We start from the raw sequence: 25,359 nt of genomic DNA, 5'->3' as shown, positions 1-25,359 counted from the left end.
AACTCTTTCAATCGAACTCCTGTTGCGGCATGAATTGTCATCTTCCATCACTATTCATTTATGCCTGATGCCGCCCGCTCACTCTTCCTTGCCAACACCGGCAATATCAATCCCTGTCCTACGATCGTAATCAACACTACCACCGTTGTAATGTAAATGATCACATTTTTCATGGGCGCACCGCCTTTACCGGTTACATGGGGCAGTCCCATGGCGATGGCGAGGGATATGATACCGCGCATACCCGACCAACTGATGATCACACTATCCTGAATACTAAGCAGTATACTTTCAGGAATGGCCCTTGGCGTGCCTTTTAGTTTAGGATGATGGAAGGCCCGCTCGAGGCGCTTGCGGTTAAGCAACACGTTCCAGGTGCGGATAATGAGGGCGGCCAGTGTGAGCAGGAAAGCGTAACCAGCATATAACAACAGCTGTTTGCCCGACAGTTCATCTACGATTACCGGTAGTTCCAGCCCTATCAGGATAAAAATCAGACCATTAAGCATAAACGTGATCATCTCCCAAATGGTAGCCGATTGGTGCTTTACCGCTTCGGGAAACTTAAAGGCACTTAAGCGCGACATGCTAAAACCCAGTGTTACTACCGCAATAACGCCGGAGGTATGGAAACGTTCTGCTACCAGGTAGGTAACAAACGGGGCCAGCACCAGCAAACTCAGGATAGTTACCGTATTGTTCCGGAACATGCGCAACAGTCCCCCTAATAATTTACCGATCAGGAAACCGACAACAAAACCACCTGCCAGCAGTATGACGAACGTTAGCGCGGCATTCCACCATATAAAAGCAGTGCCTGTAACGGCCGCAATCGCAAAGCGGTAGGCTACCAGTGCCGATGCATCGTTGATAAGACTCTCGCCTTCGAGTACCGTGGTACTGAGGGATGACATTTTTAGTCCCTTTGTAATACTTAATGCGGCTACTGCATCGGTCGGGGCAAGGATAGCTCCGAGTACAAAAGCCAGTGGCCAAGTCATACCCGGCACCAGGTAATAGGCGATGGCGGCCAGCCCTGCCGTAGTCACAAATACCAATGTGATAGCGAGCGACGAGATAGTGCCCAGGTTGGCCTTAAATTCTCCCAAAGGAATGTTAAAAGATGCATCGTACAGCAGGGGTGGCAGAAACAGCAGGAAGATGATTTCGGAGTTTATTTCCATGGCGGGCATCCGGGGCGTAAAGCCAATCGCTATTCCCGCCAAAATAAGCACGATAGGGACAGATATCTTCATATTCTCGGCTACGGTACTGATCACGATCATCAGCCCCAGCAACACCAGGATAATAGTGTAATTCTCCATAAGACGAACACAGTGTTTTAGAAAATCCGGCCATTCACTGCCGGCTTTGCCTTGTTTAAACAATGTTAAAACTCGGAAAATTTTCAGACACTTGACAGGATTAATCTCCCTGCTTAAAATATTCCGGCATGGCGTTCGTCTACCTATATAGAAGATAAACATTTTATGGCGAAAAGATTATTATTGATATTGATGCTCTTCCTGGTGGGCGATATTTATTTTTACCAGGCTTTTACTACGCTTACCCAGAACCCGGCACTTCACCTGGCTTACTGGCTGATAGATGTGCTGCTGATCGCGGGAATGACAGGCATTGTTATGTTGCTCAGGGCTGGCAAAAACGTACAACCTTATGTGGCAGGACTCATGACAGCCATCCTGCTGCTGTTCGTACCCAAGTTATTCACTACGCCGGTGTTGATGGCAGAAGATATTCTCCGCCTGTTCCAGGGCTTTCCGCCCAGAAGTGTGTATGTGGCAGAAGCGGCTGTAGTAATGGCCGGCTTACTGTTCCTGGCCATCCTATTTGGCATCACACGCGGTAAACACTTTTACAAGGTGAAACGGGAAACCCTTTATTTCCCTGATCTGCCGGAGGCATTCGACGGGTTTACGATCACACAGCTATCAGATATACATTCAGGTAGTTTCAGCGATACGAAAGGCGTACAAAAGGGCCTGGACCTCGCCGCTGCACAAAATAGCGACCTGTTGTTATTTACCGGCGACCTCGTGAACAATATGGCGTCGGAAATGGACCCATGGATATCCAGGTTTTCCAAACTGGAAGCGCCGTACGGTAAGTATTCCGTATTAGGCAACCACGACTACGGCGACTACATGCGCTGGGAAAGTAAAGATGCCAAAGCCGCCAATCTTGACCGTTTAAAAGAGGTGCATGAGGAAATTGGTTTTAACCTGTTGCTGAATGACGCTGTTACCATCAAAAAACAAGGAGAAAGCATTTCCCTGATCGGTGTGGAGAACTGGGGGAAGGGCGGCTTTCACCAATATGGCGACCTGATAAAAGCGATGGAGGATGTTCCGGGTAATGCCTTTAAGATACTGATGTCGCACGACCCTTCGCACTGGGATGAAGTAACCGTAGATCACCATCAGCATGTACACCTTACGCTGGCGGGCCATACACATGGCATGCAGTTCGGTATCGAGTTATTTGGATTGAAATGGAGTCCGATAAAGTACTTTTATAAACAATGGGCAGGCCTTTACAGTCGCGGCGGCAAATACCTGTATGTGAACAGGGGTTTCGGTTTCCACGGGTTAAAAGGGAGGATTGGTATGTGGCCGGAAATAACCGTGCTTACGTTGAAGCGCAGCGTCACTGCTCAGCGGGCATGACAGATGTTTGTCCGATAAACGAAGCCAGGTATATCTGCTGATGTACCTGGCTTCGTTATTTTATTTCTTCACCGTTCGTGTAAACGCAATGGACAAGTTCACCCAGCGTTCGAGCGTTTTTTTAGTCGGCATTACTGCTTCATCAACATAAATATACCCCTTTACCGGTTTGCTGCGCATCAGCATTTCCGAACAGCCTTCTTCCTGCAGATAGGCAGCGTGCATGGCCGGATCGATGCGGCACATCAATTTACCGCCGCCTGCTGTGATGCAAAGTTTACCATCGAGTTTGAACGCTGTACGGCCAAACATCTTCTTTTCTTCAATACCGGGAATACCTGCCAGCAATTGGCGCAGTCGATCGGTAAGTGATAAGGAGGACATATTGCAGATGATTTGGGGCTAAAATACAGCTTCTGTAAATAAAAGCAGCCAGGCAATTTACCCGGCTGCTTTTATTCTTCAGCCCGTAGGCGCGTGTCCGAATTTCTTCTTAAAAGAATGCGAAAAATGAGAAAGACTTTCGAAACCTAAATCGAGGTAAATGGCCGACGACTTCCGGTGCTTTTGCTCTATCAGATGCCGCGCTTCCGCCAATCTCCTTTCCAGCAGCCATTGCCGGGGAGGCTGGCCGAATATCTTCTGAAAATCGCGTTTAAATCCCGCCAAACTTCTTCCTGTAAGCCGCGCGAACTTCTCCACGGGAATATTATAATGAAAGTTGCTCTGCATAAATTTCTCCAGGTCTATCTTATGCGGTTCAGAAAAATCGAACAACAACCCTTTTAGCGATGGCATTGTATTCAGCAGCAGGTAGATCGCCTCTCTTACTTTCAGCATGCCTACGGCGTGGGTCACCGGCTCTTCGGGATGATGAATGTATGGTAACAACGACTGGAAAAAGGCATGTAGAAAGTCATTGCCAGGAATAAGCACATTGGAAGGGCCGGTATACTTTTGTTCCATCTCTATCTTTTCTTCCAGCGCAATTTGCCGCAGCAGGTCTTCTTTCAGGCTGATAACGATCGTCTGGTAGTCGGCGTCCTGCAACGGTGTTTTGATAATTTCCCCCAACTGGTTCTTTTGTATCAGCAACATCTGCCCCTGCCCCATTGAAACCGTCTGGCTGGCCGTTGTGAGCGTGAAAAGACCCGACACCTGCATCACCAGTGTGTTATTTTCCATAAACGCCACCTTTTCCTTTCTTTGTGCAGAATAGTAAGAGTAAAAGATAACCCCCGGGATGATCTCAGTTGGATTGGTCATGATGTAAAGATATGAAAGAGGTGTGGCTTAACGTTGAAGGTAGGTTCCGCCCAATATGGCACCGGGCGCAAAATGCGTGTTCAGGGCGTTCATCTCTTCTCTAGTAAAGCTGATATCCATGGCCTTTATGTTCTCCGGCAAACGCGATCTGCGGCTCATACTTACCAGTGGCATCATATGTTCGCCCTGAGTGTTTACCCAGGCAATGGCGATTTGCGTAGGGGTGCATCCTTTATCCTTCGCTATTTGTTTTAACACCTCTACCTTCTCCAGGTTTTTTACAAAGTTGTTGCCCTGGAAGCGGGAAAAATGAAGATGGTAATCATTGGCCGGAAGCGGGGCTTTCATTTCGCCGGTAAGTAAACCTTCTGCTGTATTGGCAAAGGCCACTACGCCGATACCGAGTTCTTTGGCGACGGGCAGCAGGTCACTTTCTATCTGGCGGTCGGCCAGCGAATAGCCTATTTCCAATGCGGTTACCGGGTGAATGCTGTTAGCTTTGCGCAATTGATCGGCTGTTATTTCAGATACGCCGAGGTAACGCACCTTTCCTTCTTTGATCAGGTCGGCCACGGTGCCGATCACATCCTCCATGGGCACGCTGTTATCGAGGCGGCAGGGTTGATAGAGGTCAATCGTATCTACCCCCAAACGTACCAACGAGTAATTAATAAAGTTTTTGATGGCGATGGGGCGAAGGTCTAAACCCAACATCTGGCTGCCGTAAAATATAGCACCGAATTTAACGCTGATAAACGCATCATCCCTTCTTCCTTTAATGGCTTTGCCCACCAATAGTTCGTTGTGACCAGCGCCGTAAAAGTCGCCTGTATTCAGGAAATTAATGCCATTGTCCAGCGCCTCCTGTATCGTAGCGATACTTTCATTCTCATCATTCGTTGGGCCGCCCCAAACAGGCGACATGCGCATACAGCCTAATCCGAGTTTAGATACGAGCGGTCCGTTTTTACCCAGGGCTATCTTTGTAATATTTGTCATGGTTGTTATTTAATTGATTAACAACACAAAGATCAGCCATTGAGGGGGATGGGCACTTTCGTCCATAGCTCAATTTAGTTGCCTGTGTGGCTCAGCAAAAAACCGGCGGCACCGGATTTCGGCGCCGCTATTTCATATCTTATTCTTCCGGGTTTAATACAGTAAGTCCGTCCAGGTTCGCTTTCCCGTTCTTCAGGAATTCATACGTCATCCTGTCTGCATGGCAATCCACGAAATGGAGGTGTTTCAATGTCCTGCCTTTAAAGAAAGTATTCAACAGTGTTGCCCGTTCAAACGTAACCCGCGCGAAGCTGCAATTTTCAAAGTAGCAGTCGGTCAGTTCCCCATTAATAACCACATCTGAAATCTGTGTAGCGATAAAAGACGTCCGGACCCAGGTCGCGTTAACCACCGTATTTTTAGTAAAGTCTGAGGTTGTAAACTTCGCCCCGGTAAAATCGGCGCCGGTAAAATCACAGTTTTTAACATGACTGCCGGATAGCTCAGCTTCGACCATCACGGCATCATTAAAGCGCCCCTTTACCACGTAAGATTCCTGGATGCGGCTGCCACGGAGGTCGGCGCCACGGAAATCGCAGCTATCGATGTGATTGCCTTTCAGCAGCAGCTCAGGCATTACAGCGCCAATAAACTTGCAGCGCTGCATATTAGAACCGCTGAATTTCTCATGCAGGTTTTTCAACCCCGAGAAGTCAGCATCCACCCAGTTACCGCCCGACATATCCCAACTGCGCTGGTTTCCCTGCTTTTCAACAGGCGCTTTTGGCAATGCATCAACAGTTACCGTTTCTGCGTTTACAGAGGGGAAACTGTCTGAAAAATAGTTAAGATCTACACCCAATATCGTTGCCAGCCGGTTAAAAGTAACCAGGTCGGGCACCGATTCTCCCCGCTCCCATTTACCCACCGCCTGGGGACTGATAAACAACTTTTCCGCCAGTTGCGCCTGGGAGATATTTATTTCTTTTCGTGCTTTGGCAATTTTGCTGCCGATGATTTTTGTTTCCATCACTATCTGTTTTTGATGCAACAAAGGTACCCTTGTGCATTACCACCATCACTAAAAACGCCGCTACCCTTAGTTGTAACACCTTTACTTTCAGTTGTTTTATGACAACCTGCAGTTGTTTCAGCCCATTTTAAGGATTCTAAAAGGAAAGCCCACACCATTGTGCGGGCTCCGATAATATATGATGACTAAAAGACTTCTATACTATCCCGCCAATCCTTCCAACTGCTCGAACACAGGCACCAATGCCTTTCCCTTATCCGTAAACGTATATTCCACGTGCAGCGGTTTGGGGTTAATCACCACTCTGCTCAGCAAACCCGATTCTTCCAGCTCCTTCAGGGCCACGGCCAGCGATTGTTTATTAGCGCCTTCTATATCGCGCAGCAGGCTGTTAAAGCGCAACGGACCCGATACGGCGAGGCGGAATATTTCAGGTTTCCATTTGCCCGACAACATCTTTAGCAGTCCCTGCGCGGGACAGGTTTCTGCTTGTGCGCCTGTTTTATTGGTAGTCATGTTTTTTTGACTTATTGTAAAATGTATTAATACAGCTGACCTTTGGCTAAAGATATAAACGTTTCGGTAACATGAAAGCTTATCATACCACGCTGCTTGGCAAAGTTTACGAAAATAAGCGAACAAAAGCGCTAATAGCTGTCATGTCCTTATTAATAGCAGGCAGTTTTGGCTGTCAGGCACAAAATGTAAAAAAGATGGAATCAAAAACCAACCCATTAATGTGTGATCCTGAAACAGGGATGTGTGAGATACCTACAGGAACCAATGAAGCCGGTAATCAAATAGTGACCGCCAAAAACAAACCAGTGAAGCTCATCTACTTCACCGATCCTATCTGCTCCTCCTGCTGGGGCATAGAGCCACAGTTAAGAAAGTTAAAACTCGAATACGGCAGCGATATCGAGGTGGAGTACCACATGGGCGGTCTGTTACCCGACTGGAGCTATAACAGTGGCGGCATCAGCAAACCCTCCGACGTTGCCCATCACTGGGATGAGGTAAGCAAGCACTACCAGATGCCTATAGACGGCGATGTATGGCTGGAAGACCCGCTGGAGTCCTCTTACCCGCCATCCATCGCGTTTAAAGCCGCACAACTGCAAAACCAGGAAAAGACTATCACCTTCCTGCGCATCATGCGCGAAATGGTATTCATGCAAAAAAAGAACATCGCTAAATGGCCGGTTATGGCAGAAGCTGCATTAAAAGCAGGCCTGGACACCACGCAACTCCATATCGACTACACCGGTAAAGCCGACCAGTTGTTCCGCAACGACCTTCAACTCGCAAGAAAAATGGGCGTCAGAGGATTCCCAAGCGTGTTTGTGACTAACGCTGCCGGTAATACGGAATTTGTATATGGGACCAAACCTTATTCGACCTACGAAACCGCTATTGCCAAAGTACTGCCTCCGGTAACTAAAACGCCTTATTCAAAAGACTGGACGGCATTGTTCGCACATTACCCTACACTTACCACCAGGGAGTTCGCTGAACTCAGCGGGATACAGCTGGGCGAAGCGGAAACCCAACTGGAAAAGTTAGTGGGCGATAATAAGTTACGCAAGTTATCGTCTAAGAACGGACCACTGTGGTTAAGCAAAACAATGTAGCCAGTAGTTTCTCTCCTCCGCCACTACTATTTTCCCGAAAAATGCCTTGATGCATACTCCTATGAAAAACAATAACACCCGGCGCCAATATGGCGCCGGTATTTTCATTCCCAGTCGCAAACACCCCTTTTATTGTCCTTTTCAGCCCCTGTCCCGATAAAAATTTCAAAGCATCTTTGTTGTAACAAGTGGAGCAGCAACCACCACAAACGGGCGACACCGAAAAGCCATATGAGTAGGAATAAAATTTACTTTTATGTCAGGCAATACAGTTACACTGCACAGGATGCTGAAAACAACACCCGAAAAAGTATACCGTGCATTTACAGAGGCTGCGGCTATCGCATCCTGGTTACCTCCTTACGGATTTGTTTGCACGGTCCAGGAACTGAACGCCACGCAGGGCGGATCTTTCAGGATGACTTTCCAGAACTTCTCTACCGGTAATGGTCACTCATTTGGCGGAGAATACCTCGAACTTAAACCGAATGAGCTGTTGAAATACTCGGACAAGTTCGATGATCCTAACCTGCCAGGAGAAATGATCACTACCATATGGTTGCAGAAAACAATTGCAGGTACAGATATAAAAATAAAACAGGAAGGTATTCCAGCCGCTATTCCGGCAGAGATGTGTTATCTGGGCTGGCAGGAGTCACTGGAGAAGCTGGCGAAACTGGTAGAGCCTGAGATTCCGGATGCGTGATCAGGTAAAAGATAAAATAAGGGAACATCTTAAAGGAAGATGTTCCCTTATGTTAAGCCACGATCAAGCGTTATGACTAGTAAATGCGCGGCGGCCTCACAATAATATCTTCTACCCTTAGCCTCCTTCATCATCGCCAGCATTTCCTTTTGGGTGGGGGCCTTTTCCTGTTCTGTGGTGGCTTTCTGCTTCTTTACCTGTGCCAGGGCGGGTAATAGAAAGAGGCATATGCCTGCTGCTAAAAACGTAATACGTTTCATAAGAATAAATAGTTTGAGGTGTGTGCTGTGGTGTAAAGGTGGCGTACCTCCATGGGGGTTTCCTCCCCTGAAAACAGGATTTTTATAAAGAACCAATATTCAGGGTATATTTACAAGTGTGAGAAAATCCTGTAAACGGGGGAGATTGGCCTAACACTAAATCCCATTTATTTGTACCATGAACGTTACGCGACACTTATCATGCATGGCCATTGGCTGTTTGCTCCTCATTTTATGCTGCCTGCCCGGACAGGCGCAGACCAAACAGCTCGATAGCATGCTGGCGGTAATCGATCAATATACTCAAAATGACACTGTAAAAGTACAGCTGATATTAAAATACGTGAAGGTAGCGGTGAATGAAAACACCACCCGGCTGGAACCCTACCTGCTGCAGATGATCGCTATCAGTAAAGCTGAAAAGTACAGGAAGGGCCTAAGGGCCGGTTATGGCACCGCGCATCTTTTCTATACGGACAGGGGCGATCTTGCTAAGGGTATGCGGTACGCAGATTCTTCTTTTATGTTGATGGAAGGCGATACCTCTTCGGAAAACCTGATACAAAAGGCTTACCTGCATCATAATGTGGCCAGCGACTATAATAAGATGGGCGACTATGAGCAGGCCCTCGCGCATTATAGCCAGGCGGGTGAACTCCTGAAAAAATACCAGCCGCAGTCGGTGGCCTATGTATATTCCGGCCTTGCCGAAGTATATGAAAAACTCATGCTTCCCGAAAAAGTAGATGAATACGATCAAAAGGCCATCGAAGAGGCTGAAAAATCGGGCGACTCGGCCTCGATTGCACAAAGACATCTAAACCACATTTCGCGGCTTATTAACGGGAAAGATATTGCCAAAGCCGAACAAAACCTGGATAAAATTGCTCCGTTAGTGCTGAAACTGAACAAGAACATAATACTATTCAGCTATTATCAGAATAAAGGCGCTGTAGATTTTGAACAGGAGCGATTTGCCGAAGCGGCCAGGCATTACAAAACAGCGTACGACAAGGCCGTGGAAGCCGACGATGCCAACCAACAGGTGATGGTGCTTTATCCCCTGGCATTAAGCGCTATGAAGACCAACCAAACGCAGGAAGCTAAGTTATACCTGGATACCCTGCTTAAAAAATCGCTGGACTCCAAAATGATGTTCGGTGAGCAAAACGCCTATAACGGGCTGGCCAAATGGTACGAAGAAAAGGGCGACTACCAAAGCGCCAACAAATACCTCCGCGAGCTGACCGAACTTACCGACAGCATCGCCTCCCAGGAATTGCGTGATAAAGTAGCCATGACGGAAGTACGTTTTAAAGTGCAGGGTAAAGACAATGAGATTAAAATGCTACAGGATGAGCGGGAAATACAACGCCTCTCCATCCGCCAGAAAAATACCCTCAATTACATACTGATCGGAGGCGCGGTCGCACTGCTGATTATCCTCCTGCTGGGATACCGCAACTACACCAACCGTCAGCAACTGCAACAGCAACGTATTTCCGAACTGGAAACAGAGAAACAACTCACCGCCACGGAAGCCGTACTAAAGGGCGAAGCGCAGGAACGCACCCGCCTGGCCAAAGACCTGCACGATGGTCTGGGAGGTATGCTGAGTGGCATTAAATACTCCTTCCAACATATGAAAGGTAATATGATCATGACCCCCGAAAACCACCAGGCATTTGAGCGCAGTATGGATATGCTGGACAGCTCCATCCAGGAGATGCGCCGCGTTGCCCATAACATGATGCCTGAAGCATTGGTGAAATTTGGCCTCGGCGCAGCGCTAAAAGATTTCTGCAACGACATTCACCGGTCGGGCGCCCTACAGGTGAACCACCAGTTTATCGGACTGGAAAAAGACAGCGTCAGCGACACTGTAGCCATCACTGTTTTCCGCATTGTGCAGGAACTGCTGAACAATGTATTGAAACACGCAAGCGCTACGAACGTAATGGTGCAGGTGGCGAAAAACGATACCACCTTATCTGTAACTGTGGAAGACGACGGCAAAGGTTTTAACACAAGCACACTGGATAACAGCCGTGGCATCGGCTGGAGTAATATCCGTAACCGTGTGGAATTCCTGAAAGGCAACATCGATATCAAATCGGTTCCCAACGCCGGCACTTCCGTTTTAATTGAAATACCTGTATGAGCATCAGCGTTTTCATAGTAGATGATCATTACATGATCATAGAGGGCATCCGCTCCCTGTTGCAGAATGAGCAGGAGATCGAATGGATAGGTCATGCCACCAACGCCGCCTCCTGCCTCGCCTTCCTGCAGAACCGCCAATCGGATGTGCTGCTGATGGACATTAACCTGCCTGACAAAAGCGGTATTGATCTTTGTAAGGAAGTAAAAGACCAATACCCGTCTGTACTGGTTATCGGCCTCAGCACCTTCAATCAACAAACCTATATTGAAAAGATGATCAGCAACGGCGCGTCGGGTTATGTATTAAAAAACGCCACGCAGCCGGAGCTGATGGAAGCCATTAAAACCGTAGTAAGCGGCAAAGATTACCTGAGCCTCGAAGCGGCGCAGGTTTTAAGGAAAAATAATACTAACGCGGTCATGCTCACCCGCCGCGAAAAGGAAGTACTGGAACTAATTGCGGACGGACTGACGAACCCGGAGATTTCGCAGAAGTTGTTTGTGAGCCTTTCGACCATTGAAACACATCGCAAGAACTTACTGGCTAAGTTTGGGGTGAATAATACGGCGAGTTTGGTTATGGTGGCGGTGAAGAGTGGCTTGATATAGGGTTATCAGAGAAATACAACTTATAGCCAACCGGATCTTCAATTTTATCACTTATAATATCAGATCATCTACTTAAACGCCCTCAACAAACTATCCTTATAAGCCGCCGACACCTCCACCTCCGACCCGTCATTTAGATTCACATATCCACCAGCACCTTTGTGATACGACTGCACATAATGAATGTTGATGATGTGCGATTTATGTACGCGTACAAAGGGATGTGCCAGCATTTCTGCAAAATGTTTTAAAAAGCGGCATACCATCTTTTTACTACCGTCAGCCAGGTAAACGTCGGTGAAGTTACCGTTGCCTTTTAATCTTACGATCTCGTTCATTTTTACCACATCGAAACCATCCAGTGTGGGCAGGATGACCTGCTGCTGGCCGGGGTTATTTTCCCGGGCATTTTCCATGATGATGCGATTACGGTTCAGCCAGTGTTTTTGCTGGAGTTGTTGCTGTACTTTATTTACCGCCAGTATCAGTTCTTCGATGCTTACGGGCTTGAGCAGGTAATAGGCGGCGCTCTGGTTCAGGGCCCTTAGCGAATATTCGGAGAAAGCAGTTACAAAGATCGTTTCGAATTGCAGGTCCTGGCAACCTTCGAGTACATCAAAAGCATTGCCGAAGGGCATTTCTACATCGAGGAACACGAGTTGCGGCTGTAACTCGTGTAATAGCGTAACAGCATCTTTACTGTTATGGGCGGTGCCAGTTACCTCTACCTGCGGGCAGTATTTGCCCAGGTAATTCTGTAACGCTACAACGGCCGCCGCTTCATCCTCAACGATTACTGAGGTGATTTTTCCTGTTACCATCATGTTTGTGCATTAAGGGAAGCTGCAGTACCACGCGTGTTCCGGTTGCGCCGTCCTTTGTTATTTCCTCCATCTCCAGCCGGATGCTGAGATGGTAAATATCATTCAGTAAATTGATCCGTTCGTGGGTGTTGGTGATACCCCTGGACTGGTGCGCCTTTTGATGGACCGTTTTAAGTTCCCGGCTTTTTGCCAGGCCGATACCGTCATCTTCTATCTCTACCCTTATAAACCGCCCTTGCTTCCGAAAACTTACGCGCAGCAGGCCTTTGGTATCTTTGTAACGGAGTCCGTGCCACACGGCATTTTCCAGGTGAGGCTGTATGAGCATGTTGGGAATCATCACCGAATCCGGATCTAACGTTTCGTCAATATCGAGGATGTACACAAATTTATCGCTGAAGCGCAGTTGCTCGAGGTCGAGGTATCTTCTTAACTGTTCGGCTTCTACCGTTAAGGGCACAAAGTCTTTGTTCGAATGTTCCATCACATTTCGCATCAGTCCGGAATAAGAAGTAAGGTACTTGTTGGCCTCCACCTCCTTATTTTCTGCAATGTATTGGTTCACGCTATTGAGACTATTGAAGATGAAATGCGGGTTCATTTCGCGGCGCAGCGATTGCAGCGCGATCTTTTTATTCTTGATCTTAATAGCGCGCAGGGAACGGATGATGAAAAAGAGCAGCAGCACCATGGCCAAAACAAACACGATCAGAAAGTAATTGAGTTTGTTCTGATTGTTGATCAGGGCCAGTTGCAGGGCTTTTTCTTTCTCGAGATCTTTGATCTTTCCTTCCGTAATATCGAACAGGTTGGCATCTACCAGGGAGCTATCGCTTCGTATAAGCGAATCGAGGTTAAAAAGGAAGTTATCGTACTGCTGGAGGGCTGCTGCTTCCTTACGTTGTTGTTTGTAGTAACTGGTAAGGGCGAGCAGGCAGTCTTTGGCGCGGGATGTATTGCCGCTTTTAAAAGCGAGCCTGTAAGCTTCTTCCAACAGTTTACCAGTTCTGTCGTATTGCCGGTTGGCGGTATATAGCTGCGCCAGGTCCTGAATCTGGCTAATCTGCAAGTCCGTATTATGCTCCTGCTTTGCCTTTTCCAATATCGCTTCGCTGCTGCGGATCGCTTCGGCTACTTTATTATCTGCCACGTATGCCCTGGATATTTCTTTACTGATAGCGGCTATATCGCCTGCGTTCTCACTTTTTTCGAGGGCCTTTTCATAACTGGCCACGGCGGCGTCATTTTTATTTTGCAGCATCAGGCTGTTACCGAGTTGGCGATAGGCATCCGCCGCCTCCTTTTTCTTTCCTTCCTTCTCAAAAATATTAATGTTGGATTTTGTATAATCTATTTGCCGGCCAGGGTTCCGGTCATTCAGCAACCGCTGGGCATCATTAAAATTCACCAGCTCCAGGCTTTTGTCCTGCGACAGGCTACGAGCCGAATTGTAATTATTGATGGCCGGTGCTATTTTATTCTGCGCTTCCTGCACTTTAGCCAGCGCACGACTAACCGATGCGGCACTCTCATGATTTAAACTGGTAAAGATCACCAGTGCTTTCTGCAGATAGTCTTCCGCCTTGGCATATTCGTTTTTCTCCGCCAGTTCTTTTGCCAGTGTTTCATAATCGAGGGCCGTTTGCAGTTCATTATCGTTGGCAGACAGGGATACTTTCAGGTTTCTGGCCGCTTTCGATTTAGGGCTGATCTTACCCCTCTTACCCAGGGAGTCCTGCGCAATGGCGGCTACATTTGTACATAACAGCCCCAAAAGAATAAGTATACAAAACCTGTAGTGTACCATGATCATTGATTCTGATGCAAAATAAGGTTTTTCGTCACAGATAGCTGGCAATTCACCCAGTGAACCCCGTGTTTCACCAAGTGGTGCATTCCCGGTGATGAAGACCCTTTATTTTCATGGCATAATCTTAACTCAGGTATTATGAAAGCAACACTATTCGCCGCCATCATATTGGCATCGGGCCTTGTGGCCTGGAAATACAAGCCCACTTATTCCCTACCTGGAAAAGCGGCCACCCGTACCGCAGCAGTACCGGTTACTCCGCCTCCCGCCACAGCACCGCTACCGGTTACGCCCCCTCGCCCGGCCAGGGACAACACCCGTATACAGGTAGCCTTATTGCTCGATACTTCCAATAGCATGGACGGACTCATCGACCAGGCAAAATCGAGGTTATGGAATATCATCAACACCCTTACCACCCTGAAATTCAATGGCAAAACGCCGGACATTGAAATTGCCCTGTATGAATATGGCAACCAGGGACTTAGCCCTTCTAATGGCTACATAAGGCAGGTTACACCGCTTAGCACCGACCTCGACCTGATCTCCGAAAAGCTGTTCGCCCTCCGCACCAATGGTGGCGACGAGTACTGCGGTGCGGTCATTCGCAATGCGGTAAATTCACTGAAATGGGGAAGCGATGAATCGGACCTGAAACTGATCTACATTGCAGGTAATGAACCGTTTAACCAGGGGGAGGTCAAATACGCCACCGCCGCCGGCGAAGCACTCGGTAAAAACATCTATATCAATACCATCTTTTGCGGCGATTACACCGAAGGCATCTCCACCAACTGGAAAGATGGAGCTGATAAAGGAAAGGGCAAATATTTCAATATCGACTCCGACCGGAAAGTGAGGTTTATAGAAACGCCCTACGACAGCCTTATTGCCTCTTGTAACGATCGTATGAATCAGACCTACATTGGCTACGGCGCTCACGGCGAATCAAAGAAAAGCAGTCAGCTTTCGCAGGACGCGAATGCTCAATCCGTTTCCAAGATGAATTTCACTGAACGGACCGTCAGCAAATCGAAGTCTGTATACAGAAACGATAGCTGGGACCTGGTAGAACGCAGTCAGAAAGATAAAACATTCATTCAAAACATGACTAAAAGCGAGCTGCCTAAAGAACTACGCGACAAATCGGTGCCGGAAATACAAAAGATAGTAGCAGCCAAAAGCCGGGAAAGAGACAGTGTGCAGAAAGTGATCGGCGAGCTTGGCAAAAAAAGACAACAATTCATTGATGAAGCAGCCAAAAAATCCGGCACGCCGGACGACCTGGGAACAGCCATCAATCGGTCTATTATACAACTGGCGGCAACCAAAGGGTATAAAGCAGAATTGTAACATCCCCGTTTGTTTATCCAGGCAGGCTGGTATTGGCCTGGAATGTAGTAAATGATAAAACATCGATGACGAAATATATCAGTGACGAGGCCGGAGAGGTAACGATACCAGTTACATTGAAAGGCCGATGGATGTTCAGCACAGTGCATGTGGTACCCTATACCAATCCCGAAGAGGCCGACTGGCAAAGCTATTGGGGAAGTTATACTTTCGGATATTATTAGCATAAAAAGTCCCGGTATTGCACCGGGACTTTTTTTTGAGGATTATCAGAGTTTCAGTTTCAGTCCGCCGTTCACTACAAATCCGTCCAGCGGCGCATAGATATCGCGGAACACCGGGTTGGTAACGGTACCTGTATAAATTGTATCGAAGCGTGTTTGGCGCGTATCCAGGAAGTTCTCGAAGTTGACGAACAACGAAAAGTGTTCCCAGATTTTTTCCGCCATAAAACCGCAGATCCAGTACTGTTTGCCCGTTGAATTGCCGGTGAGGCGTTGTTTGCTGTAATAGTAAGCTTCCAGTCCCAGCTTCCACTTCTCTTCCACCTCGTACATTAACACGTTGTTCAGGCGGTGTTTGGCGGTTAACAGGTTCTCCGTTTTGTTACCGTTTACGTTCAGCCAGGCATCCGTAAAAGTATATCCCACGAAGAGTTTAAAATCGCCGTAACTCAGTTTCAGGTTCGTTTCCCAGCCTTTCGTATCCATGTAACCATCCTGGTTTACCAGGCTGTAGGTGTTACCTAAAGAGGGCTGTAATAGCAACGGATCGTTAATTCGGGTATAGAAGAACAACTGGTTGATGCTTAATCCCAGTTTATCATCAGCGAAAGAAGTGCGGTAGTTTACATCGAAATTGGCGCCGTACGAGCGTTCCAGTTTGTTATCCTGGTCGTTTACCGGCATTACAGACCGGTATTGAAGGCGTTCTGTTTCTTCTGTAAAGATCGTAGGCGCCTTGTAACCGAGGCCGCCGCCTATGCGCGAAGTGAAAGCCGGAGAGAACTTCAGCAACACCGATGCACGTGGCAACAGGGAAAATCCATATTCGTTCACATAGTCGCCGCGCAGACCTGTTTCCACCTGCACCATCTCCGATGCGCGCCAGGTATTCTGGAGGAAAGCACCAATTGTATTCTGGTCGTAGTTGCGCAGCGGAACGTTAGCCGTAGGCTGCTCGCTGAAGTTATCGGTATACAGGTTGGCACCGGCCACCCATTCCAGTTTTTCAGAGCGAAGTGTATAGGCAGCTTCTGTGTACGACGAACGCTGTGTACCATCAAATACATAATCCGGCACAGTGATCTGCCGTTTAAAGTGATTCAGCGAATTCTTAAATGTAAAACTGCTGTTCTCACTGATCTCATGATCGAGGGCCAGTTGTGTGGATATGCGCCGTGTATCGTTATCCTCAAAGTAGCTATGCGTAACGTCGCCTTTGCCTTCGATGTATTTGATATCGCCGCCGATGCGGTTTTCTGTGATAAGGTTTACACCCACGTTTAATTTGGTACGCGGTGAAAAATAAAGGAACAATTTAGGGTTGACGACGTAACGTTCGAACTTGGGGATGGCCGTAAAACCGGTGTTCGATGGATCGTAGGCTTTGCTGCTGTTCCGGGAGGCGAACAGGGTAACGCCTGCTTTACCGAAACGCTGGCCATAATAACCGCTGAGGTCAAGGCCGGCAGCCGATGTACCGTTTACCAGGAACCGGAGGTCGCGATCTTCTTCAGGCGTCCTGGAAATGAGGTTTACGAGTCCGGCGATGGCACCGCCGCCATACAATGTGGAGGCCGAGCCTTTGATCACCTCCACCTGTTTCAGGTCGAGCGGAGGTGTTTGTAATAGTCCGAGGCCGCCGGAAAAGCCCGCGTATAATGGAAACCCATCTTTCAACAACTGCGTATAACGCCCGTCCAGCCCTTGTATGCGGATGCTGGAATTGGCAGAAGTGGCCGATACCTGTTGCGTTTGAATACCCGTGCTTTCGTTCAGCATCATCCGAATATCACCAGGTTTCATATTGCCTTTCTCCTCCAGTTCTTCGCCCGCAATAAACTCTACGCGGGTAGGAATGTCGCTGATACTACGGTTAGAGCGGGTAGAAGTAATGACCACTTCCTCCATTTCCTCGCCTTTAGGTTCCATCGCAATGCGCAGCGTGTCAGGCAATGGCAATAGCAATGTGTCTGCATGATCTTCATAACCAATGAACCGGCATAGCACTACCAGCTGCCCTTCGGGCAGATGACCGATAACCGCCCGGCCCTGCGCGTCGGATGTAACACCGGTTGCAGTGCCTTTCAATTGTATGGTGGCACCCGACAGTGCTTCTTTTGTATGAGCGTCGAAAACCGAAATGTTCAATGTATGCTGCGCCGATGCCGACTGCCATGCAAAAAGCAGCAGCAGGGATAAAAAATATCTACCCATTATCTATTTAAAATAAAATGAAAAAAGCCCCACCGGGAGGAAGTACGTTATGCTACAAACAATAACGGGCGTGGTGGCTGCCATATGGGCGGATTATACCCGGCCAGGAACCTGGTGATGTAAAAAGAACCGGCATCAAACCTGGCGATCTGTTTAGGCGCGGGCAGATATTCGTAGTCCGGAGTCAATACCACATGAAAAGTGTTACAGGAAAAGAAGGGGCTACAAGGCAACTCCGGCCGTTCCTGTTCGTGTTCGGCAGCGTGGTTATCTACCAGCTCCAGCCCATCGGTACAGCAATCATCATCTCCGCCGCAGGGAACTGCGGAAAGCGTGAGTACGTATAACGAAAACAGGACGAAGAACCACTTCATGGCGTTAAATATACGAAACAAGCTGCATTTTGGGTGAATCGTATATTATAGACCGGGAACGTCAAAAATACCCGGTTGAAAGGCCCCGGACGGCCGTTGTTCGTATCCCGTTCAGTATCCTCCTGCCCCTTCACTGCCCACCCATTGGGATAATTATCGTATAATTGTACCTCGTCTCAACTCCAGACTGTTAGACTCCCTAACCGAATATAATATGCCGTCTTTGCAAAAAAGCATTCACCGGTGGATCCATGGAAGTGTGGTAGCGATTGTAGTGTGTATGTTCCTGTTCCCCGCCCCTTGTTTTAGTCAGGCCCCTGCCATCAGTTCTTTTTCCCCGACAACCGTGTGTCAGGGAAGAAACGTAACCATTTCAGGCAGCGATTTCACTAACGTTACCAGGGTAGCGATCAACGGGCAAACTGTCGCCTTTTCTGTAAGTAATGCCGGAGAAATTATTGCTACTGTAGGCGTTAACGACGCATCCGGAGTAATAAGGGTAGAAACAGCCCAGGGCAATGTTACCAGTGCTACTGCATTAACGGTAATTCCCAGTCCAAGACCCGATTTAGATGACCAGAGCGGGCAGGGTTTTTCCAATTGTAACAGTGTAGCCAGCTATACGCTGAACGTATCCAATTCATCACAAGTAAGCGGCTCAGGCAACCAGTACACTATTGACTGGGGAGATGGCAGCGGTAACTTTACTGCTACCGACTGGCCTAACGGCGCATTGCAATCGCATACATACAATGCACAGGGATACTTTAATATTACCGTGACCATTACTCCTGCCAATGGTTGTACTGTTACAAGGAACATCCAGTTCTACAATGGATCTAACCCATTGGCTAGTTTTACCACTACCTCCTCTACAACAGGACTTTGTGCGCCAGCGCCAGTGCAGTTCAGGATAGGCAACTGGTTTACCAACTCGCCTGGCACCCGTTACGAAATAGACTTCGGAGATGGTACACCAAGGGTTGTGCTTCCCCATCCTTTAAACGCGACAAACACAGATTACCTTTTATCGCATACATACAGTACCTCTTCCTGTCCTGCTACCGACTTTACCGCTACTTTACGCGCGATCAATGGTTGTTTTACCACCACCTATACACTCAACCAGATTCTCATTCGAAGGAAGCCAGCGGCGAACTTTACGTTTACGCCAACACAGCCCTGTATAACCGGACAGGTTTGCTTCAACAACACCACCGTGGCCGGTTACACCGGTAACAACTGTAATACAGCTACTACTTATACCTGGGATTTAGGCGACGGTACTACATATAATGGTATAACTCCACCCTGCCACACATATGCCACCGCCGCTACTTACAATGTTACATTAACCGCCGGCAATACAGGTTGCGGCACCGATGTTATTACCAGGCAGATCGTAGTGCAACCGCAATCGCCGCCACCTGCAGTTACCCCTGTAGCTTATTGTCTGAATGCAACAGCCGCACAGCTAACCGCCACCGGCACTGCCCTACGCTGGTATACTTCGGCCACCGGCGGTGCAGGCAGCCCAACAGCTCCGACTCCTAGTACAAATACACCAGGCGTTGTAAATTATTACGTAACACAAACTTTACCAGGCCAGTGTGAAAGTGTGCGAACACCTTTGCCCGTCACCACTCACCCGGCAACACCTGCACCTGGAGTTACCAGTCCGGTGATGCTTTGTTTAAACCAGGCTGCAACACCGCTTACCGCTACAGGCAGCGGATTACTATGGTATACGACAGCTACCGGCGGCACCGGTGATGCTACCGCGCCTACACCATCAACCGCAGCAACGGGTAACACAGATTATTACGTAAGTCAGACCGTTAACGGTTGCGAGGGACCGAGAGCATTGATAAGGGTAACCGTGAGTCCCCTGCCCGTAGCGCCTGTAGTGGTAACTCCCATTAATTATTGCCAGTTTGCTACAGCTATTCCTTTAACTGCACCCGGTACCGGGCTGTTATGGTACACTGCCGCCATAGGTGGCAGTGGTTCCCCTACTGCGCCCGTACCACCTACCGGCACACCGGGTACAACCACTTGGTATGTGAGCCAGGCAACGGGGTGTGGTGAAAGTCCCCGTTCGCCCATTGAAGTGATTGTGACGGCTGCGCCTAACGCCAACATTAGTTATGCGCCTAACCTGCTTTGTAATATCGCGACAACACCCGTTGTACCGGTAACGCTTAGCGGCACTACCGGTGGAACATTTAGTATCAGTCCCGGCGGTATGACCATTGCCACAGACGGCACAATCGCCCCTGCCGGCGCAACTGCCGGTGTATACACCATCAACTATCGTATTCCCGCTGCGGGTGGTTGTGCTTTATACAATACTTCCGCTACCGTTACCGTAAATGGCACACCAACGGCGACCATCAGTTACCCGGATTTGTGTACTTCAGGCAATCCAACACCGGTTATCCGTACGGGATCGGCCGGGGGTACTTACAGCGCTCCTGCCGGTTTAACCATCGATGCGGTCAGCGGGGTGATTACGCCGGGCAGCAGTACACCAGGTACCTATATCGTCACTTACACGATTGCCGCCGCACCACCTTGTCCGGGTTTTTCGACTACTGCTACTTTAACCATTACAGCAGCTCCTACTGCGACGATCAGTTATCCATTAAGCGTGTTGTGTAACGCATCCGATATACCGGCACATCCCAACCCGCCAGTTGTCGTTACGCAAACAGGTACTACGGGCGGGCAGTATACCGTGCAACCAGCAACCGGCTTGCAGGTAGATGCCACTACGGGATTGATTACGCCCGCAGGCGCTACGCCCGGTGTATACACCATCAGTTATACAGCGCCCGGAAGCGCGCCTTGTGCTAATTATGTTACATCCTTTAATGTTACCGTGAACGGTGCGCCTGTAGCTGCGATCAGCTACCCGGCCATTTGTTCAAATGATGGAGTGACGTCCGTATCGCGTACAGGCAGTTCCGGCGGTGTATATAGCTCCACACCCGGCCTTACCATCAATTCGGCCACAGGCGCCATTACGCCCGGCAGCAGTACACCTGGCACCTACACCGTTACTTACGACATCGCAGCGGCAGGACCTTGTCCCGGGTTTAATACAACAGCCTCTGTAACGATAACGCCTGCGCCCACCGCGACCATCAGTTACACGCCTTCTATACTTTGTAATGTAGCCAATGCTCCTGTTGCAGTAGTACTTACCGGCACTCCTGGCGGCACCTTCACCGTAACGCCCGTTGGCTTGTCAGTAAACCCTGGCACCGGCGAAATAACACCTGCAGGCGCAACGCCCGGCACATACACCATCCGGTATACAGCACCAGGCACCGGTCCGTGCGCCAATTACGTAGCGTCTGCAAATGTTACCGTAAATGGTGCGCCGACAGCAACGATCAGCTATCCTGCCATTTGCTCCAATGATGCGATCACACCTGTGACGCTTAGTGGCAGCAGTGGCGGTGTATACAGCGCTACGACCGGCCTCACTATCAACCCGTCTACCGGTGCAATTACGCCAGGCAGCAGCACGCCCGGCACTTATACGGTTAACTATGATATTGCTGCTGCAGGGCCTTGTCCTGGTTTTAACACTTCAACATCTGTAACGATTACAGCGGCACCAACCGCCACGATCAGTTATACACCTGCTATACTTTGCAATGTAGCTAACACCGCGACTACGCCCAATGCACCTGTGCCGGTTGTATTAACCGGCACTACCGGCGGCACCTTCGCTGTAACGCCTGCAGGATTACCCATTAATACAACAACAGGTGACATAGCACCCGCGGGTGCTACGCCCGGTGTATACACCATCCGGTATACGGCACCAGGTACGGGCGGTTGTGCGAACTATGTGGCCAGTACTACCGTAACCGTTACAGCAGCGCCAACGGCTACTATCAATTACCCCGGTTCGCCTTATTGTGGCGCCATTAATACACCGCAGGCAGTTACACTTACCGGATCTGCCGGCGGCGTTTTCTCAGCCGCACCAGGGTTATCCATCAATGCTACTACCGGTGCTATTAATCCTGCCGCCAGTACGCCCGGCATTTATACGGTGACATACAACATAGCAGCCAGCACACCCTGCCCCAGCTTCACGACTGCGGCTACCGTACAGATCGTGGAAAGTCCTGTCATCAGTTTTGCACAGCCCAACCAGGCCATTTGTTCCGGAGGCAGCGCTACTTACGTTGCCGCTTCTACCGTGCCCGGAACTACATATACATGGTCGTTGACCGCGCCGTTACCTCCGGGGGTTAACGGCAGTATTTCGGCGCCAGGCGGCACTTCTTCTGCTACTTTATCTTTTACCAATACTACCGTCACCAATCAAACCGTATCGGTACGGGTAACGCCGGTGAACCCCACGCCCATCAGTTGCGCGGGAGCCCCTGTTACCATTACACTACTGGTACGCCCTGTGGTACCTGCACCCGTAACCAGCACGGCTAACTTTTGTATGGATGTGCCACCGCAAACATTACAGGTAACACCACTCCCTGGCATGACGATACGCTGGTTCGATCAAAATCAACAACCCTTAGCCGCAGCGCCGGTAGTTAATACCGCCATTTCGGGAACGTATACCTACTATGTAAGCCATGTAACAGCCGACAATTGCGAGAGTATAAGAAGCAGGATCAGTGCCATCGTACATCCTACTTTAAAAATCATTGGTTCGGCTTATCAAAACCCTACCACCTGCGGTGTGCCCTCGGGCAGTATTACGCTGAACGTAACAGACCTCAGTAACAACTTTGTACCGCAGCTTCCTGTAACTGTACATTACCAAAAGTTCGGCCTGCCGTATACGTTCAGTGGTACCACCACTGCAGCCGGACAAATAATCCTGCCGCTCACCGCAGGCACCTACAGTAACTTTGCCGTAGAAACCAGTGGTGGATGTATTTCGCAGGTGTTACCGGATGTATTTATTTTACGCGACCCCTCGCCTCCCGCTGCACCTACGGCGGGTTATAACCCACCGGTATGCACGGGTAATCCATTACGGTTAACCGCGCTTACTGCAACCAGCGAACAGGCAGGCCCCATTGATTATGTATGGGCTGGCCCGGCATTCGGCCCGTATGCGGATACAGTACGTAATACCGTGGTTAATTTCCCGACAGCGTCGATGTCGCACACCGGCACTTACGTAGTGTACGCGATGCAGAACAATTGCATCTCCCTGCCCGCCAGCTTCCAACTTACTGTTATACAGGGGCCAACGAAACCCAGCATTGTTACCCGTTCGCCGCTTTGCGTGGGAGAAGCACTTACTTTACAGGCTTTCAGCTCCATCGGCGGTAATAATTCACTTACTTATGAATGGAGAGGCCCGGCAGCCGGTTTCCCTGTACGCGCGGCCAATGCGGTCATCAACCCGGTAAGCTTACGTGATGCGGGTATATACACCATCACCGTTACCTCGCCACAAACAGGCTGCAGCATGTCTACCGATACCACCATAAGAATTGGCGACTACCCGGTTGTGAGATTCGCGCAGGATACTATAACAGTAGCTACAGGTGTACGCATCCCACTCGCACCGCAGATCATGAATAGCTCCGCCCCTGGCGTACTGCCCATCGAACGGTATACATGGACGCCTATGAAAGACCTGGAATGCAACGATGCCATCTGCGCTACACCCATCGCTACGGCGAAAAATAACATCTGTTACAATGTTCAGGTAACAAACGTATTTGGTTGCAGTGCCAGCGATGATATCTGCATCCGGGTATTCTGTAACAACACCCAGGTATTTATTCCGAATGCCTTTGCACCTAATGGCAATGTGCCGGAAAACAGGATATTGATGGTACGGGCATCGGGCATCAATGCTATCAAATCATTCCGCGTATTTAACCGCTGGGGACAACTGATGTACGAGCGAACGAACTTCCCGCCAAATAGTCCGCAGTTCGGTTGGGACGGTATGATAAAAGGACGAAAAGCGGATGTGGGTGTATATGTGTATACGGTAGAAGTGGTTTGTGAAAACGGCGTACCGTATTCGTACAAAGGGAATGTTACACTTTTTTAAACAAGACATTATGCAACGCGTATATAAAATCCTGCTCATTATCACCTGCTGCCTCCGGGCAGTACCCTGCCTTTCGCAGGACGTAGGTTTTTCGCAGTTCTATGATCAGCCATTACTCAGAAATCCTGCGCTGGCCGGTATATTCGAAGGCGACCTGCGGTTCACGGCTTCGTATCGTAACCAGTGGCAAAGTGTAACCGTACCTTACCGCACCTTCGCCCTCAGCTCAGAAGTAAAGCTCCCGGGGAACATCACTACGGACGACAACTTTACTTTCGGCCTTCAGGTCATGCGCGATATGGCGGGCACTTCGGAGTTCAGCACCACACAGGTACTGCCTGCCATCAATTACAGCCTACCCCTCAGCAGCGAAAAAAACTCTTATATCTCCCTGGCCTTCATGGGTGGCTTAATGCAGCAACGGTTCGACCCTACCAAACTACAATTCAACGACCAGTTCGTGGCCGGCAGCAATGGTACGTTCAGCATCGCCCCCGCATCGCAACAAGTGTTTAACAATACGAGCGTTAATTACTTTGATTTATCCACCGGCCTCACATACAACGGCGCCATCAGCGAAGGCACAGATTACTTTGTAGGCGCTGCCCTGTTCCATATCCGTCGCCCGAAAGTGGGCTTTTTCGATGGCAACGTGATTACCCTCAACCGCAAGTTCGCATTTAACGCCGGCCTCTCCACCCCGCTCAGCGAATACGACCGCTTCGTGTTTTACGGCGATTACTTCCAGCAATTAGGCGATCGCTTCAAACCGGTGGGCATCCATGCCATACAGGCCGGTGCGTTGTTAAGCCGCGACTTCTTTGCCGATGGCTCCTTCGTATTAACAGGCGGTGTGCTTTACCGCATGAACGATGCGATCATACCCGTGGTGCAGTGGGAAGTAGGACAGTTTGTGGTAGGCGTGAGTTATGATGTAAATATCAATAAACTTTCAGTAGCGTCGCAGTACCGCGGCGGGTTAGAGTTTACATTATCGTGGCGCGGCTTTTTGAATTTGCGGCAGAGTGAGCGGAGACAGGTGGTTTGTCCGAGGTTTAGGCGATAGCCCCCAAATTTATCAACCAACAACTTTTATTTATTGTTTATCAATAAATATTTATTACTTTTGCATTATCCTCAAAATG

20 protein-coding genes are annotated in these 25,359 nt (G+C 49.0%); 9 read left to right on the top strand and 11 right to left on the bottom strand.

Annotated elements, in window-relative coordinates; all coding sequences use genetic code 11:
* Positions 1 to 50: 50 nt before the first annotated feature.
* A complete protein-coding gene (locus QZT80_RS06900; RefSeq protein ID WP_295119624.1) occupies positions 51 to 1,325 on the bottom strand; it encodes a Na+/H+ antiporter in 1,275 nt (424 codons plus the stop codon).
* Positions 1,326 to 1,490: 165 nt separating this feature from the next.
* Here QZT80_RS06900 and QZT80_RS06895 point away from each other — a divergent pair, with 165 nt between their 5' ends.
* The gene (locus QZT80_RS06895; protein WP_295119621.1) at positions 1,491 to 2,687 is read left to right on the top strand and encodes a metallophosphoesterase; all 1,197 of its coding nucleotides are present in this window, start codon (positions 1,491 to 1,493) and stop codon (positions 2,685 to 2,687) included.
* 60 nt (positions 2,688 to 2,747) lie between these two features.
* On the opposite strand, the gene QZT80_RS06890 is transcribed toward QZT80_RS06895, so the two are convergent.
* The 5 genes from QZT80_RS06890 to QZT80_RS06870 form a co-directional block, all read right to left on the bottom strand.
* Entirely contained in the window at positions 2,748 to 3,071 is a 324-nt protein-coding gene (locus tag QZT80_RS06890; RefSeq protein ID WP_295119618.1) for a TfoX/Sxy family protein, read from the bottom strand.
* 78 nt (positions 3,072 to 3,149) lie between these two features.
* Positions 3,150 to 3,953, bottom strand: coding sequence for an AraC family transcriptional regulator (locus tag QZT80_RS06885; RefSeq protein WP_295119616.1), 804 nt, complete (start codon positions 3,951 to 3,953; stop codon positions 3,150 to 3,152).
* Positions 3,954 to 3,980: 27 nt separating this feature from the next.
* Entirely contained in the window at positions 3,981 to 4,952 is a 972-nt protein-coding gene (locus QZT80_RS06880; protein ID WP_295119613.1) for an aldo/keto reductase, read from the bottom strand.
* A 139-nt stretch (positions 4,953 to 5,091) separates the two neighbouring features.
* A complete protein-coding gene (locus tag QZT80_RS06875) occupies positions 5,092 to 5,982 on the bottom strand; it encodes a pentapeptide repeat-containing protein (protein ID WP_295119610.1) in 891 nt (296 codons plus the stop codon).
* Between the two features lie 204 nt (positions 5,983 to 6,186).
* Positions 6,187 to 6,501, bottom strand: coding sequence for a helix-turn-helix domain-containing protein (locus QZT80_RS06870; protein WP_295119607.1), 315 nt, complete (start codon positions 6,499 to 6,501; stop codon positions 6,187 to 6,189).
* A gap of 197 nt (positions 6,502 to 6,698) precedes the next feature.
* Here QZT80_RS06870 and QZT80_RS06865 point away from each other — a divergent pair, with 197 nt between their 5' ends.
* Both QZT80_RS06865 and QZT80_RS06860 read left to right on the top strand, forming a co-directional pair.
* Positions 6,699 to 7,616 carry a DsbA family protein gene (locus QZT80_RS06865; protein WP_295119604.1) on the top strand — a complete coding sequence of 306 codons (918 nt, stop codon included), beginning with the start codon at positions 6,699 to 6,701 and terminating at the stop codon, positions 7,614 to 7,616.
* Positions 7,617 to 7,872: 256 nt separating this feature from the next.
* The gene (locus QZT80_RS06860) at positions 7,873 to 8,322 is read left to right on the top strand and encodes an SRPBCC family protein (protein WP_295119601.1); all 450 of its coding nucleotides are present in this window, start codon (positions 7,873 to 7,875) and stop codon (positions 8,320 to 8,322) included.
* Between the two features lie 47 nt (positions 8,323 to 8,369).
* Here QZT80_RS06860 and QZT80_RS06855 read toward each other — a convergent pair whose 3' ends face one another.
* Positions 8,370 to 8,582: a hypothetical protein gene (locus tag QZT80_RS06855; protein WP_295119598.1), complete on the bottom strand. Its 213-nt coding sequence runs from the start codon at positions 8,580 to 8,582 to the stop codon at positions 8,370 to 8,372.
* 205 nt (positions 8,583 to 8,787) lie between these two features.
* Here QZT80_RS06855 and QZT80_RS06850 point away from each other — a divergent pair, with 205 nt between their 5' ends.
* Positions 8,788 to 10,743 carry an ATP-binding protein gene (locus QZT80_RS06850; RefSeq protein ID WP_295119595.1) on the top strand — a complete coding sequence of 652 codons (1,956 nt, stop codon included), beginning with the start codon at positions 8,788 to 8,790 and terminating at the stop codon, positions 10,741 to 10,743.
* Positions 10,740 to 11,354, top strand: a complete 615-nt coding sequence (locus QZT80_RS06845) for a response regulator transcription factor (RefSeq protein ID WP_295119592.1) — start codon at positions 10,740 to 10,742, stop codon at positions 11,352 to 11,354. Before QZT80_RS06850 ends, QZT80_RS06845 begins: the two co-directional genes overlap by 4 nt.
* A gap of 68 nt (positions 11,355 to 11,422) precedes the next feature.
* Here the strand turns inward: QZT80_RS06845 and QZT80_RS06840 are convergent, their stop codons facing one another.
* Together QZT80_RS06840 and QZT80_RS06835 are read right to left on the bottom strand one after the other, a co-directional pair.
* On the bottom strand, positions 11,423 to 12,178 hold the full coding sequence (locus QZT80_RS06840) for a LytTR family DNA-binding domain-containing protein (RefSeq protein ID WP_295119590.1): 756 nt from the start codon (positions 12,176 to 12,178) through the stop codon (positions 11,423 to 11,425).
* Positions 12,141 to 13,952 carry a histidine kinase gene (locus tag QZT80_RS06835; RefSeq protein WP_295119587.1) on the bottom strand — a complete coding sequence of 604 codons (1,812 nt, stop codon included), beginning with the start codon at positions 13,950 to 13,952 and terminating at the stop codon, positions 12,141 to 12,143. Before QZT80_RS06835 ends, QZT80_RS06840 begins: the two co-directional genes overlap by 38 nt.
* Positions 13,953 to 14,126: 174 nt before the next feature.
* On the opposite strand from QZT80_RS06835, the gene QZT80_RS06830 reads away from it, so the two are divergent.
* Positions 14,127 to 15,341: a vWA domain-containing protein gene (locus tag QZT80_RS06830; protein ID WP_295119584.1), complete on the top strand. Its 1,215-nt coding sequence runs from the start codon at positions 14,127 to 14,129 to the stop codon at positions 15,339 to 15,341.
* Positions 15,342 to 15,406: 65 nt separating this feature from the next.
* Positions 15,407 to 15,565 (top strand): hypothetical protein, encoded by a 159-nt coding sequence (locus tag QZT80_RS06825; protein ID WP_295119581.1) that lies wholly within the window; start codon positions 15,407 to 15,409, stop codon positions 15,563 to 15,565.
* A 45-nt stretch (positions 15,566 to 15,610) separates the two neighbouring features.
* Here QZT80_RS06825 and QZT80_RS06820 read toward each other — a convergent pair whose 3' ends face one another.
* Both QZT80_RS06820 and QZT80_RS06815 read right to left on the bottom strand, forming a co-directional pair.
* A complete protein-coding gene (locus QZT80_RS06820) occupies positions 15,611 to 17,779 on the bottom strand; it encodes a TonB-dependent receptor (protein WP_295119577.1) in 2,169 nt (722 codons plus the stop codon).
* A 47-nt stretch (positions 17,780 to 17,826) separates the two neighbouring features.
* Entirely contained in the window at positions 17,827 to 18,153 is a 327-nt protein-coding gene (locus tag QZT80_RS06815; RefSeq protein WP_295119575.1) for a hypothetical protein, read from the bottom strand.
* A gap of 214 nt (positions 18,154 to 18,367) precedes the next feature.
* Between QZT80_RS06815 and QZT80_RS06810 the strand changes: the two genes are divergently transcribed.
* Together QZT80_RS06810 and QZT80_RS06805 are read left to right on the top strand one after the other, a co-directional pair.
* Entirely contained in the window at positions 18,368 to 24,214 is a 5,847-nt protein-coding gene (locus QZT80_RS06810; protein ID WP_295119572.1) for a PKD domain-containing protein, read from the top strand.
* A gap of 10 nt (positions 24,215 to 24,224) precedes the next feature.
* Complete coding sequence (locus tag QZT80_RS06805; RefSeq protein ID WP_295119569.1) at positions 24,225 to 25,280, top strand: PorP/SprF family type IX secretion system membrane protein; 1,056 nt, start codon at positions 24,225 to 24,227, stop codon at positions 25,278 to 25,280.
* Positions 25,281 to 25,359 lie beyond the last annotated feature (79 nt).

Origin of the sequence: uncultured Chitinophaga sp. (assembly GCF_902168175.1) — a bacterium.
In the GTDB taxonomy this organism is placed as follows: domain Bacteria; phylum Bacteroidota; class Bacteroidia; order Chitinophagales; family Chitinophagaceae; genus Chitinophaga.
The sequence above is the reverse complement of the archived record's forward strand: the minus strand, read 5'-3'. Positions and strand labels throughout refer to the sequence as shown.